This is a genomic window from Alterirhizorhabdus solaris (assembly GCF_007785815.1).
GTDB lineage: Bacteria > Pseudomonadota > Alphaproteobacteria > Sphingomonadales > Sphingomonadaceae > Alterirhizorhabdus > Alterirhizorhabdus solaris.
Genome location: NZ_VNIM01000022.1, coordinates 21,920 through 35,316, shown reverse-complemented (window position 1 = coordinate 35,316; position 13,397 = coordinate 21,920). Strand labels below are relative to the sequence as shown.

The window sequence follows — 13,397 nt, the reverse complement described above, 5'->3', positions numbered from 1 at the left end:
CCTGAATAGCGCGAGGCGGAGGGGTTGTCCGCCGCGCAGCGGCCGCCGGCCGCCTCATCTTCCATTCCAGAACTCAACATGCGGGGTAGGATCATGCTCACCGACAAGGCGGTGCGTGCCGCGCGGCCGCGCCCGGCCGGCTACAAGCTGCCGGATGCCGGCGGCCTGCACCTGTTCGTTGCGCCCAACGGCCGCCGGTCTTTCCGCCTGCGATTCCGCTGGGAAGGGCGCGAGCAGCTGCTCACCTTCGGCACCTGGCCGGAGATCTCGCTCGACGCGGCGCGCGCGCGGCGCGACGAGGCCCGCGCGCGGCTCGATCGAGGCGAGGATCCTCGCGTCGCCCCGGCCGCCGCGATCGTGCAAATTCGCACGTTCGAGGATGTCGCTTGTGCATGGCACGCACATACGTTGCCGCGCTGGACGACGGTGCATGCCACCGACGTTCTCGCCAGTCTTCAGCGCGACGTCTTCCCGGCGATCGGCGCGATGCCGCTCGCCGAGATCACGCCGCCGGTGGTGGTAGATGCGCTGCGCGCCATCGAGCGGCGCGGCCGGCGCGAGACGGCGCGGCGCGTGCGCCAGCGGATCTCGATGGTTTTCGAGCATGCGATCGCCGAAGGCCTCGTCGACGTGGATCCGGCTGCGCGAATCGGGCGTGCTCTGATGCCGCCGGCGCCGGCACGCCGGCAGCCGGCGATCGTCGACGTCGCCGAGGTGCGCGCGCTGCTCCTTACGACCGATGGCGTCGACGCCGCGCCGGCGGTGAAACTCGCGTCGCGATTTCTGGCGCTGACGGCCGTGCGGCTGGCGGCGGTGCGCGGCGCGTGCTGGAATGAGATCGAGGATATCGATGGCGACGCGCCGACGTGGCGGGTGCCGGCGGCGCGGATGAAGCTGGCGGCCGCGAAGAAGCTCGATGCCGCGAACGATCACCTCGTGCCGCTCAGCGCGCAGGCGGTGGCGCTGCTGCGCGCAGCGCGCGCGCTAAACCACGGCGGCGGGCTGATCTTTCCGGGCGGGGATGGCGCAGCGCCGATCGGCGAGGGCGCGATCGGCGCGCTCTACCGGCGCGCGGGCTTCGCCGGGCGGCATGTGCCCCACGGCTGGCGTGCGACCTTTTCCACGATCCTCAACGAGCGGTTTCCGGAGGATCGTGGCGCAATCGATCGCGCACTGGGCCACGCCGGCGGCGGGCGCGACGAGCGCGACGAGGGCATCAATCGCAAGGTGGAGGGGGCGTACAACCGCGCGCTCCACCTCCCGCGCCGGCGACGGCTGTTTCAGGTATGGGCCGACGAGCTGGACGGGATCTGAGACGTAGCACCATGCGGGCGGGTGCGGACCGGGTGGCACGATCCGTGCTCCTCCCCCTCGCCAAGCCCCGTGGCGGCGCAAGCCGCCACATGCCGGACGCTCATGCTTGGCGGCCGGTTGGCGTTAGGCGATCGATCGCGGTCTGGGGGAGCATCAAACTGGTGCATGGGGTCGCGTTAGCGATCCCATTCCTTATCCCTTCAAGCTCTTGGGGCGGATAGCGCACATTTCATGTACTCGCGTTGGGGATAAGAGCACCGAGGCGGTCCAGCGCCTTTCGCAGGGCGGGATCCTTTACCTCGGGCAGCGCCCCGGGCTTGGCAGCGGCCGGGGCCGCGATGCGCGCACCGAGGCGGCGCACCTTCATCGTGAGCAGCTGGCAGAAGCGCTGCCACACCCGGGGCGCCATGCGCTGCCGGTGCTCGAAATAATAGGCGTTCGACGTCTGCTCGCGCTGCGGGCCGAATTCGCCATCGTTCCCCGTCTTCTGGCTCCGCCTGACCCACGAGAGGATGCCGTGCGCACTGAGCCGGCGCAGGGCGTTGACGACGCTGTTCCTATGGCAGCCGGCCGACTCGGCGATCGTCTCGATGCAGGGGAACAGGCGGCCGGTGGCGAAGTCGACGAACTTCAGCGTCGCCTGCAGCACGGTGACGTCGAGGCGCTGAAGCCGGTTGTGGCCGCGTGCCAGTACCACATCCAGCCGCTCGATCTCCTGCCGCAGGGTCGCCGGTCGGCCGACCGGCGCGGCGGCGCCGTCCTGATAGCCTCGCAGCTCGGCTGCGGCCTCGTCGCGGCGCTGGCGGGCGGCGCGGATCTCCCGGACCGGAAGCTCCTTCCACAACTGGCGGCGGAGCTCTTCGGCCGTCCGGACCAATGCCTCGCGATGGGCGAGGCCGTGGCCGATCGAGCCATCGCCGATCGGCGACCAAGGCTGCGCCCGGCCGTCGTCGACGTCGAAGCTGTTGCGGCGGACCTCGCGATCGCGGGCGCGCTCGCGCCCGCTGAGGGCAGCGCCGGCGGAGCGGATCAGGTTGCGTATGTGGCGCGATGCTGGCGCGCCGGTTTCGTGAGTAGGCGACATCGTGTCGGCTCCCGGATGGGAAGTCGATGGGCGCACGAATGCGCCGCCTGAAACGTGATGTTCAGGCGCGCGCTCGTGACAGCGGGATGGCGCTCAGGAGCGCCATGATGTCGTGGAAGGCGTTCGGCGCGATTTCGGCGTTGGGTGAGATTACGCCCGGGATTGCGGCGGTTGGTGCATTGCCAACGGGACAGATAGAAGCTGATTTCTTGCAGAAATCCGGGCTATCGCCTTCGTTGACATCGCAGGGGTCGCAAGTTCAATCCTTGCCACGCCCACCATTCACTCCCCGTTTGGCCGGTCGCGGCACGCGGCTCAGCGCAGGCGGCGGGTGCTGTCCCATCGCAGCAATATGCGTTCACGCAGGCGGTGGAGCGGACGTTGCACGGGCGACGGGGTTACATCCTGCGTCGGTTCATCCTCGCGCAAGATCGCGATCAGCGCGAGCAGCGGCACCAATGCGCCGCCGACGAACGCGAGCATGAGCAGAACCAGCGTTACCGTCAGCGACATCCCCTCCCCCTTTGCGAAATGGATCGGCGGACACGGTATCATGATTCGCCGCTCGCCGCGCTTGCTCCGCCACGCGCGCAAGCGGGGCGGATCGTCGTGGGTCGGATTGCAAAGCGGGGGCGTCCGCGTCCAATAGGCGGATGGCCGACCTCGACCGACGCTCCACCCTCGCCCTGCTCGCCGCGCTGACCGGCGCGACGCCGCTCGCCGCCGCCACCCGCGCCTCGCCCGGACGAGCCTTCTCGTGGGAGGGGTTGCAGGCGATGGCCGCGCGCCGCGCCGCCGCGCCCTTCCGCTCCGTGCCGCCTGTCGCCGCCGCCGCGCGGATCGACTACGACGCGGCCGGCGGGCTTCGCTTCCGCGAGGATCGCACACTGGCGGGCGGCATCCGCCTGTTTCCGCTGACGGCGATGGCGCCGGTGCCGGTGGCGATCAATCTCGTCGAACAGGGCCGCGCCCGTCCGGTCGTCTTCTCGCCCGATCTGTTCGCCACGCGGGGAGGCGGCACCGGCGCGCTCGGCATCGCCGGCTTTCGCGCGATCACGCCGGGGCGCGACAGCGACTGGCTCGCCTTCCTCGGCGCCTCCTATTTCCGCGCGGCCGGCGCGCAGGACCAGTATGGCCTGTCCGCCCGCGCGATCGCGATCGACACCGGCATTACGGGGCAGGAGGAGTTCCCCGTCTTCACCGACTTCTGGATCGAGCCGCGCGGGGCCAACGCCTATCTGATCCACGCCCTGCTCGACGGGCCGAGCGTGACGGGGGCGTTCCGCTTCGACTGCCGGTTTGCGGCGGGCGTGGTACAGGACGTGTCGAGCGTGCTGTTCTTCCGCCGTCCGGTCACGCGGCTGGGCGTGGCGCCTGCCACCAGCATGTTCTGGTACGGCGAGGGCCGGCACGACGCCGCGACCGACTGGCGGCCCGAGATCCACGATTCGGATGGCCTCGCGCTCGCCACCGGCAGCGGCGAGCGGATCTGGCGGCCGCTGGTGAACCCGCCGCGCGAGACGATCGACTCGTTCGCCGACCGGAACCCGCGTGGCTTCGGCCTGATCCAGCGCGACCGCGATTTCGCCAACTATCAGGACGACGGCGCCTTCTACGATCGCCGCCCGAACCTGTGGATCGAGCCGAAGGGGGCGTGGGGGCCGGGCGCCGTCTCGCTGTTCGCCTTCCCCACCACGGGCGAGACCACCGACAACGTCGTCGCCTTCTGGACACCCGAAGCGCCGGTGAAGCGCGGCACGCGGCTGGCGTTCGACTACCGGCTGACCTGGAACTCGGCCGATCCCGCCGCCACCGCCCCCTCGCGTGCGATCGCCTGTCGCTTCGGCACCGCCGGCCGCCCGGGGCACGAGCCGGTGGCGGGCGCGCGCAAGCTGGTGGTCGATTTCCTCGGCGACGCGCTCGTCGGCCTCGGCCGCGACAGCGGGGTGACGGTGGAGGCCGGGGTAGCGCACGGCACCCTGCTCGCCAGCGCCGCCTATCCCGTCGTCGGCCAGCGCGGCCTGTGGCGGGCGACGCTGGACGTGGCGCCGTCCGGCCCCGCCACCGATCCGGCGACGGTGCGCCTGTTCCTGCGACGCGGCGATCAGGCGTTGAGCGAGACGATCATCGTTCCCGTCGGCTGATGACGGCCGCCCGATGATCTGCGCCCGATGATGCCGCCCCCGCTTCCCGCCGAATCGCCGCTGGTGATGCCGCGCCAGCGGTTCAGCCGCGCCGTGCCGCCCTCGGTGCCCGATGCTACGGGGCCGAGCGACATGCTCGCGCGGCGGCTGCTGCTGCTGCTGGCGACGCTGCTGCTGGGCCTTGCCGCCTTGTCCGGGCTGAAACCGGTGCTGGCGCGCGATGGCCTCAGCGCCCTCGACTATCTGCTGATGCTGCTGTTCTTCCCGCTGTTCGCCTGGATCGCGTTCGGCTTCGTCGGCGCGGTGATCGGCTTCTCGCTGCTGATGAGCGGCCGCTCCCCCGGCTATATCACCGCGCCCGAGGTGGCGAACGCCGCCACGGGGCGCACCGCCGTGCTGATGCCGGTGCACAACGAGGACGTCCGCGCCGTCTTCGCCCGGGTGGCGGCGATGTTGCGCTCGATCAAGGCGGCCGGCGACGCGGCGACGACCGATTTCTTCATCCTCAGCGATTCCGGATTGGCGGCCGGCGTCGAGGAGGAACGCTGCTGGGAGGCGCTGGCGCCCGCCTCCCCCGTGCCGCTCTACTACCGGCGGCGGACCGCGAACATCGCCGCCAAGCCCGGCAACATCGCCGAATGGGTCGGCCGGTTCGGCGGCGCTTATGCCTATATGGTGGTGCTGGACGCCGACAGTCTGATGAGCGGCCGGACGATCGCCACCCTCGCCTCCGCGATCGAGGCCCGGCCGGCGGTGGCGCTGATCCAGACGGTGCCGACGGTGATCGCCGCCACCACCCTGTTCCAGCGGTGGATGCAGTTCGCCAGCGTGCTGTACGGCCCGGTCTCGACGGCGGGGATGCTGTGGTGGTTCGGCGCGGAGGGCACCTTCTGGGGGCACAACGCGATCGTGCGCACCGCCGCCTTCGCCGAAAGCTGCGGCCTGCCCGAACTGCTCGGCCCCGCACCGTTCGGCGGCCATGTGCTGAGCCACGACATGGTGGAGGCGGCGCTGCTGCGGCGGCGCGGCTGGGCGGTGCACATGGTGATGATCGGCGGCAGCTACGAGGAATATCCGCCGACGATGATCGATCACGCCATCCGCGACCGGCGCTGGGCGCAGGGCAACATCCAGCACATCCGCCTGCTCGGGTCGGCCGGGTTCCACTGGGTCAGCCGGTTGCAGCTGCTGGTCGGCGCGTCGGCCTACATCACCTCGCCGCTGTGGCTGCTGCTGATCCTGACGACGCTGGCGGCGCAACTGGGGCAGGATGCGCCCGCCGCCGTGGCCGGATCGACGGTCGACGTGCTGGCGCTCACGGTGCTGCTGCTGTTCGGCCCCAAGGCGATGGCGCTGGCCTGGGTGCTGTCCGATCCGGCACGGCGGCACGGCTTCGGCGGCGGGCGGCGGCTGGCGCGGTCGGTCGCGGTGGAGGTGGTGCTTTCCATCCTGTTCGCCCCCGCCGCGATGCTGACGCAGACGATCGACCTCGTCGGCATCGTGCGCGGCAAGCGATCCCGCTGGTCCACCCAGTCGCGCGAGAGCGACGGCATCTCGTTCGAGGATGCGCTGCGCCGCTACCGCTGGCATGTCGTGGCCGGGCTGCTGTCGCTGACGATCGCGCCGGTCGCCCCCATCGCGGCGGCGTGGCTGGCGCCCGTCACGCTCGGGCTGCTGGCGGCGCCGTGGCTGGCGATGTGGACGGCGCGCAATAGCCTGGGCACCCGCGCGCGCGACCTCGGCCTGTTTGGCGTGCCGCCCGCACCGACCGAACCCGATCTGCGGCCGGCAGGCGCCGCCGAGCGCTAGAGCTCCGACGCCTCGCCCACCATGAACATCCGGTCCACCTCCGCCACCAGTTCGCGCAGGTGGAACGGCTTGGACAGGATCTTGGCGTTGGCCGGGGCATGGCCGCCCCGTAGCGACACGGCGGCGAAACCGGTGATGAACATCACCCGCATCGAGGGGGCGATCGTGCCGGCGTGCTGGGCCAGCTCGATCCCGTCCATGCCGGGCATCACGATGTCGGTCAGCAACAGGTCGAACGGGCGGTTTTCCAGCAGCGGCAGCGCCGCCGTGCCGCAGTCCACCGCCGTCACGGCATAGCCCACGCGTTCGAGCGCACGTGCCAGATACTCGCGCATCGAGGCATCGTCCTCCGCGAGAAGGATGCGAATCATTCTGTCAGCCCGTCCTCGATCGTCCCAAGCCGCGCATGATATGCGGGAAGCCTTTACGATTTGCCACCTGCCCCGCCCCGGCCAGGCCCTGTGGCGGGAGCCCGATTCACCTCGTCGGCGGACGCGCTCGGCGCTTCCCCTTCAGGCGATCAGGCTCTAGCGTCCGCCGATGAAGGCGACGCATGACAGCCCGGCCCCGTTCGATCGGCTCGGGCCGACCGATCCGCTGACCCCGCTGGTGGTAAGCGTGCCCCATGCCGGGCGGGACTATCCGGCGTCGCTGGTCGAGCGCAGCACCCTACCGGTGGAAACGCTCGCCGCGCTGGAGGATCGCCACGCCGATGCGCTGGCCGCCGGCCTGCCCGCTATGGGCATCACCACCTTCGTCCAGCGGCGCGCGCGCGCGTGGATCGACCTCAACCGCGACGAGCGCGAGATCGACGCGGCGATGATCGCGCCCGCGCCGCGCCCCGGCACGCTGATCGTCTCGGCCAAGGTGCGCGGCGGGCTGGGCCTGATCCCACGACGCATCGCGGGCGCGGGCGAGATCATGCGCCAGCGGCTGACCGAAGCGGAGGTGGCGGCGCGCATCGCCAGCGACCATCGCCCGTGGCATGGCGCCATCGCCGATGCACTGGCGGCGGCCCGGGCGCGGTTCGGCATCGCCGTGCTGCTCGACCTGCATTCCATGCCGCCGCTGGCGCCGGTCGGCGGCCGGGCCGCGCCGCGCCTCGTCTTCGGTGATGCCCATGGCCGGGCCTGCGCGCCACGTTTCGTCGCGCGCTTGCAGGAAGTGGCGGCCGCGCGCGGGATCGCGACCGCCCGCAACGCCCCCTATGCCGGGGGCCACACGCTCGATCGCCATGGCCGCCCGCCGGGCGCGATCCACGCGGTGCAGATGGAAATAGACCGGAGCCTGTATCTCCGGCCGGACTTGCGGACGCCCGGCGCGGGCCTGGCGGAGACGGTCGCGCTCGTGGAGGGCATGGTGAAGGCGCTGCTCGCCGAACTGGCGGCGGTGCCGGAAACAACGCTCGCCGCGGAGTAGCCCATCGGCGGCCCCCAAGAAAAAACCACCCCGTGCTTTCGCACGAGGTGGCCAAGGTTCAGGGAGGAAGCGTACCCGAAGGTACGCTGATGCCAACCGCGAAAGGGGGGCGCGGCCAGCACTGACACTGAGATAGAGCGGACGCCGATGGCTTTCAAGTCACAGTCGCGCGAAATTTTTCATTCCGCTTAACTCCCGCTTGACTCACCCCTGCCGGGGCTCCGCACCGGGCAGCATCCGCGCCAGCGTGCGATCCCGATCGACGAGGTGATGCTTCAGCGCGGCGGCGATATGGAGCATCACCAGACCCGCCATGATCCACCCGGCGTAGACGTGGAACGTGAAGGCGGGCGCACCCCCCGTCACGCTCTGCGCGATCGGCAGATACGGGATGTCGAACAGCCCGAACCAGTTGAGCGGCCACCGCTTCATCCCGGCGGAGCTGAAGATCCAGCCCGACAGCGGCATCAGGATGATGAGCACGTAGAAGAGCCAGTGCAGCGCATGGGCGCTCCCCGCCTGCCAGCGCGGCATCGCCGGCAGCGGCGGCGGGCGGTGAGTGAGCCGCCACGCCAGCCGGGCAAGGCTGAGGAACAGGATGGTGATCCCCAGCGCCTTGTGGCCGCTGAACAGGGGGTTCGGCGCCGTTTCGGGCAGGAACGAGCCGTAGATCCCGCCGGTGAGATTGTAGAGCACGAACGCGGCGATGACCCAGTGCAGCCAGATCGCCACCCGCGTATAGCGGTCGCCGCGTTCGGCCCGGGCCATCAGGAAGCGGCCACCGGCTCGCCGGCGGGGGCGAACGCCTGTGCGCCCGGCACCTTGCCCAGCTGCACCTGCCGGCCGAAGATCTCGCGGATCAGCGACAGCGAGAACAGGTGGCCATAGACCAGCGCCAGCAGGCCGGACTGGATCAGCTTGCGCGCCACGTCGCCGCGCAGCTCGCGCAGCTTGTCCTCTGAGATCATCTGGAAGCCGCGATACACGAACGGCTGGTCCGCCCCCTCGGGCTGGATCGAGACCTCGCCGTCGATCAGCAGCTTGTGATCCGCCAGTTCCTTCATGAAGGCGGCGGTGCGCTGACCGGCCTGCTCGAACTGCTCGCAGAAGGCCAGCACGTCGCGCGTGGCGGCGGCGGGCTGGCCGTCCTCGAACAGCGGCTCGCCCTCCTCGAACTTGCCGATCACCTCGGTGCCTGGATCGAAGCACAGCGACAGCTCGTCCGCCTCCGGCCGCAGCCGGGCGAGCATGAACGGATAGCGGCGGACATAGGCCGGCACATACACGTCGCTGGTCAACTTGCCCGTCTCGTCGACGAACACGTTGACGCCCTCGTTCAGCCCCATCAGCGCCAGCGGCACGGGGTTGTCGCCGGCCGAGAACACGATCGGATAATGGCGCTGCGCCAGCGCGAATTCCTCGACGGTGAGCGGCACGGCATGGGCGGTGGCGAGGAACGGCGCCGCCTCCACCTTGCGGGCCTTCCAGTCACCATGCGCCACGCTGGAGAGCGGTTCGAGCCGGTTGTAGAAAAGCGGCAGTCCCTGCTCTGGGGCGCTGGCCATCGTGTCTTCTCCTGATCTGCGGAAGGGTGGAATCCCTCGCGGTCTATGGCGCGGGCGGTTCGGGTGCAAGCGGCACGAGCTTGCCCGGATTCATCAGCCCCAGCGGATCGAGCGCGGCCTTGATCGCCCGCTGCGCCGCCAGCCGCGCCGGGTCCGCCAGCCGCGCGTAATCCGCCAGCTTGGTCTGGCCGATGCCATGCTCCGCCGAGATGGAGCCGCCCGCCGCGACGGTAAGGTCGTGGACGAAGGCACTGACCCCCGCCCCTTCGCGTGCCAGCCATGCCCGCCCGTCCTCACCCATCGGCGCGCGCACGTTGAAATGCACGTTGCCATCGCCGAGGTGGCCGAAGGCGATCACGCGGGTGGTGGGGAAGCGCGCCTCCACCGCCTGCCGCGCGCTCTCGATGAAGCCGGGCATCGCCGACACCGGCACCGCGACATCGTGCTTGGCGGCCATGCCGTCCGCCCGCTCCGCCTCGGAGATCGACTCGCGCAGCTTCCACAGCGCCTCGGCCTGCGCCTCGCTGGCGCTCACCGTCGCATCGGCGACGAGGCCGTCGTCGATCGCCTGTGCCAGCGCCGCGCCCAGCGCCCCGGCCGGATCGGGGGCGCCGGTGGGCGCGGTCGCCTCCACCAGCACGTTCCAGCGGTGTCGCCCGGCCAGTGGCGCGCGCGTGCCCGGAATGTGGCGCAGCACCAGATCGAGCGCGACCTCGGGCACCAGCTCGAAGCTTTCCACCGCGGCCCCGGTCGCCGCCTCCAGCCGGCGCAACAGCCCGAGCGCGGCCTGCGGCGTCTCCAGCCCGGCCCAGCCGACCGCGCGTGCGCCGATCGCCGGCACCAGCCGCAGCGCCGCCGCCGTGATGATCCCGAGCGTGCCCTCCGCGCCGCCGAGCAACTGGCGCAGATCGTAGCCGCGATTGTCCTTGCGCAGCGCCGACAGCCCGTCGAACCGCGCGCCGTCGGGCAGCACCGCCTCCACCCCCAGCACCAGCGCGCGCATCGGGCCGAAGCGCAGCACCTGCGTACCGCCGGCGTTGGTGGAGATCAGTCCGCCGATCGTGGCCGTGCCCTTGGCGGCGAGCGACAGGGGAAAGCGCATCCCCACCGCCTCCGCCGCCTCGTGCAGCGCCGAGAGCGTGACCCCTGCTTCCACGATCGCGACGCCGTCCTCGGGCGATACGCCGAGGATCGCCCGCATCCGCCGCAACGACACGATCAGCGCGCGACCGTGCGCCGGCGGCGTGGCACCCGCCACCATCGAGGTGTTGCCCCCCTGCGGCACCAGCGGCATCCGCGCCGTGGCCGCCGCGCGCACGATCGCCGCCACCTGCCCGGCATCGGCGGGGGAGAGCAGCGCCAGCGCCTGCCCCCGCACCCGCCCGCGCCAGTCCACCAGCCACGGCGCCAGATCGTCGGGATCGCGGGTGAAGCCGCGCGGGCCGAGCAATGCCTCAAGCCCGGCGAGCAGGGCGGCGTCTTCATGGTCGATCGTCATCGTCCTGCCCTATAGACGCGGGCGTTGCGCGCCGCCAATTAATCGCCGGTTCAACCCCTTGCCGCGAAGGCAGTGCCATGCGGATCGAGATGTCGTGAACGGAACAGGGGGGATGGCCGCGCTGCTGCTGTCCGGCATGGTGCCGCTGCTGCCGCCCGTGCCGATGCCGGCGCCGGCCGAACGTGTGCAATATGCCGATGTGACCATCCGCGAGCGGGTGGAGCGCGTGATCGTGCGCATCCGCACCGGCCTTGCCGGCAGCAGCCCGACACCGAAATACAAGGAGAAGAAGGCGCCGCGCTGCATCGCCGCCGCCTCCATCGCCGCTGCCGCCGTCACCGAGCCGGACAGCGTGGATTTCGTGCTGAAAGGCGGCGAGCGGGTGCGCGCCAGGCTGGACGACGACTGCCCGGCGCTCGACTACTACGGCGGCTTCTACCTGCGCCCCACCGCCGACCGGACGATCTGTGCCGATCGCGACTCGATCCACGCGCGATCGGGCGGCGAATGCGCCATCACCCGCTTCCGCAAGCTGGTGCCGCCCGCGAAGTAGCGCCGCCCGAAGTCCGCGCCGGGCCGCTTTTGCTTGACTTCGCGCGGGTTCGCCGCCAAGCGCCGGGGCTATTGCATGGCCGGAAATCGGCCGTGCCTTTATCCGGATCGCCCATGACATTCGCCGATCTCGGCCTCTCCGACGAACTCCTCCGCGCCATCGGCGAATCCGGCTATACCGAGCCGACGCCGATCCAGGCGCAGGCCATCCCCCCCGTGCTGATGATGAAGGACATCGTCGGCATCGCGCAGACGGGCACGGGCAAGACGGCGGCGTTCGTGCTGCCGATGATCGACATCCTCGGGCAGGGCCGCAGCCGCGCGCGGATGCCGCGCTCGCTGATCCTGGAGCCGACGCGTGAACTGGCCGCGCAGGTGGCCGAAAATTTCGAGAAATACGGCAAGTATCACAAGCTCTCGATGGCGCTGCTGATCGGCGGCGTCTCGATGGGGGATCAGCAGGCCGCGCTCGAAAAGGGCGTGGACGTGCTGATCGCCACGCCGGGCCGGCTGATGGACCTGTTCCAGCGCGGCAAGATCCTGCTCAACGGCTGCTCGCTGCTGGTGATCGACGAGGCGGACCGGATGCTCGACATGGGCTTCATCCCCGATATCGAGGAAATCTGCTCCAAGCTGCCGGCCACGCGCCAGACCCTGCTGTTTTCCGCCACGATGCCGCCGCCGATCAAGAAGCTGGCGGACAAGTTCCTCTCGAACCCCAAGCGGATCGAGGTGTCGCGCCCGGCGTCGGCCAACCTCCAGATCGAGCAGTTGCTGGTCGAGGTTTCGTCGCGCAACAAGAAATCCCGCCTGCGCGACCTGTTGCGCGCCGAGGACGTGCGGACCGCGATCATCTTCTCTAACCGCAAGACGATGGTGCGCGAACTGGCCGACACGCTGCGGCGTGACGGTTTCGCCGCCAGCCAGATCCACGGCGACATGGAGCAAGCCGAGCGGCTGCGCGAGTTGGAGCGGTTCAAGGCCGGCGAGATCAACATCCTCGTCGCCTCCGACGTGGCCGCACGCGGGCTGGACATCAAGGGCGTGAGCCATGTGTTCAACTTCGACGTGCCGTGGCATCCGGACGATTACGTCCACCGCATCGGCCGCACCGGACGCGGCGGCGCGACCGGCAAGGCGATCACGCTGGTGACTCCCGAGGACGCCGAGGCGATCGACCAGATCGAGAAGCTGACCAGCACGAAGATACCCCGTGCCGCCGGCAACGACGCGCCCGTTCCCGACGCGCCGGCCGAGGCACCTCGCACCGAGGAACCACGCCGCGACCGTGGCCGCAGGCCGCGCCGCGAGGAGCGGACGGAACAGGCCCCGGTCGAAGCATCGCGGGCCGACGCCCCTCGTCAGGAGGAGGCCGCCGCGCCCCGCGAGGAGGCTGCACCGCGTCGCGAGGAAGCGGCACCGCGTCGCGAGGCCGTTTCGCCTCAGCCACGTGTCGATGCGGGCACCCATCGCGCCGAGCGCCCGGCCTCGCGCCGTGACGATCGCTCCCGCACCGACAGCGCCCCTCGCCGCGACGACCGGCCCCGTCGTGACGATCGACGCGACGACCGCCCGCCCGCCCGCGAGCCGGAACTGCCCGCGATCGAGACGGCCGATGGCTGGAACGGCCCGATCCCGGCCTTCCTGGACTATAAACTGCGGAGCTGAACTACGCTTGCGGTAGCCGGGAAGTCGCTCACGTTTCCCCCTGTCATGCCGGACCTGTTCCGGCATCCACCGCCGCGCACGAAGGGCCGACTTTAGCTTGTTGCGCGGTAGACCCCGGCACAAGCCGGGGTGACGACGTAGGTGGCGATCACGGATCAACGCCCCACTCGGCCGCGTTCGTACGTCGCTGCAAAACGTGATCGATCATTCCCGATCGACATCGCCCCGCATGATGGGCCTTACCGCCCGCCCTGCTGTGACACCTTAGGGTCAGGCGGTTCGACCGGCATCCCGCTCTGTCCCCACCAGTCAAAGCGGTACCGCGTTACGCCGCAAGCCGCCAG

The 13,397-nt window shown here is 70.6% G+C and carries 12 protein-coding genes; 6 read left to right on the top strand and 6 right to left on the bottom strand.

The features are described 5' to 3' along the window. Nucleotides 1–93 precede the first annotated feature (93 nt). On the top strand, nt 94–1,314 hold the full coding sequence (locus tag FOY91_RS07565) for a tyrosine-type recombinase/integrase (RefSeq protein ID WP_145149713.1): 1,221 nt from the start codon (nt 94–96) through the stop codon (nt 1,312–1,314). A 229-nt stretch (nt 1,315–1,543) separates the two neighbouring features. Here FOY91_RS07565 and FOY91_RS07560 read toward each other — a convergent pair whose 3' ends face one another. After that, a complete protein-coding gene (locus tag FOY91_RS07560) occupies nt 1,544–2,398 on the bottom strand; it encodes a helix-turn-helix domain-containing protein (RefSeq protein ID WP_145149711.1) in 855 nt (284 codons plus the stop codon). A 315-nt stretch (nt 2,399–2,713) separates the two neighbouring features. Then, nucleotides 2,714–2,911: a hypothetical protein gene (locus FOY91_RS07555; protein WP_145149709.1), complete on the bottom strand. Its 198-nt coding sequence runs from the start codon at nt 2,909–2,911 to the stop codon at nt 2,714–2,716. 140 nt (nt 2,912–3,051) lie between these two features. On the opposite strand from FOY91_RS07555, the gene FOY91_RS07550 reads away from it, so the two are divergent. Both FOY91_RS07550 and mdoH read left to right on the top strand, forming a co-directional pair. Then, entirely contained in the window at nt 3,052–4,542 is a 1,491-nt protein-coding gene (locus FOY91_RS07550) for an OpgD/OpgG family glucan biosynthesis protein (RefSeq protein ID WP_145149707.1), read from the top strand. A 27-nt stretch (nt 4,543–4,569) separates the two neighbouring features. After that, a complete protein-coding gene (gene mdoH, locus FOY91_RS07545; protein ID WP_145149705.1) occupies nt 4,570–6,351 on the top strand; it encodes a glucans biosynthesis glucosyltransferase MdoH in 1,782 nt (593 codons plus the stop codon). Here mdoH and cpdR read toward each other — a convergent pair. Continuing rightward, on the bottom strand, nt 6,348–6,722 hold the full coding sequence (gene cpdR / locus FOY91_RS07540; protein ID WP_145149703.1) for a cell cycle two-component system response regulator CpdR: 375 nt from the start codon (nt 6,720–6,722) through the stop codon (nt 6,348–6,350). The two genes, mdoH and cpdR, sit on opposite strands and share 4 nt — an antisense overlap. A gap of 169 nt (nt 6,723–6,891) precedes the next feature. Between cpdR and FOY91_RS07535 the strand changes: the two genes are divergently transcribed. After that, nucleotides 6,892–7,770 (top strand): N-formylglutamate amidohydrolase, encoded by an 879-nt coding sequence (locus FOY91_RS07535; RefSeq protein WP_145149701.1) that lies wholly within the window; start codon nt 6,892–6,894, stop codon nt 7,768–7,770. Nucleotides 7,771–7,974: 204 nt separating this feature from the next. On the opposite strand, the gene FOY91_RS07530 is transcribed toward FOY91_RS07535, so the two are convergent. Genes FOY91_RS07530 through FOY91_RS07520 form a run of 3 tightly spaced genes read right to left on the bottom strand, consistent with a single transcriptional unit; the run spans nt 7,975 to nt 10,833 of the window. Continuing rightward, entirely contained in the window at nt 7,975–8,538 is a 564-nt protein-coding gene (locus FOY91_RS07530; RefSeq protein WP_145149699.1) for a cytochrome b, read from the bottom strand. Next, nucleotides 8,538–9,335 (bottom strand): SapC family protein, encoded by a 798-nt coding sequence (locus tag FOY91_RS07525; protein ID WP_145149697.1) that lies wholly within the window; start codon nt 9,333–9,335, stop codon nt 8,538–8,540. Before FOY91_RS07525 ends, FOY91_RS07530 begins: the two co-directional genes overlap by 1 nt. 43 nt (nt 9,336–9,378) lie before the next feature. Then, nucleotides 9,379–10,833: an FAD-binding oxidoreductase gene (locus FOY91_RS07520; RefSeq protein WP_145149695.1), complete on the bottom strand. Its 1,455-nt coding sequence runs from the start codon at nt 10,831–10,833 to the stop codon at nt 9,379–9,381. A gap of 112 nt (nt 10,834–10,945) precedes the next feature. On the opposite strand from FOY91_RS07520, the gene FOY91_RS07515 reads away from it, so the two are divergent. Together FOY91_RS07515 and FOY91_RS07510 are read left to right on the top strand one after the other, a co-directional pair. Further along, complete coding sequence (locus FOY91_RS07515; RefSeq protein WP_145149693.1) at nt 10,946–11,386, top strand: hypothetical protein; 441 nt, start codon at nt 10,946–10,948, stop codon at nt 11,384–11,386. 113 nt (nt 11,387–11,499) lie between these two features. After that, on the top strand, nt 11,500–13,053 hold the full coding sequence (locus tag FOY91_RS07510) for a DEAD/DEAH box helicase (protein WP_145149691.1): 1,554 nt from the start codon (nt 11,500–11,502) through the stop codon (nt 13,051–13,053). Nucleotides 13,054–13,397: the final 344 nt, after the last annotated feature.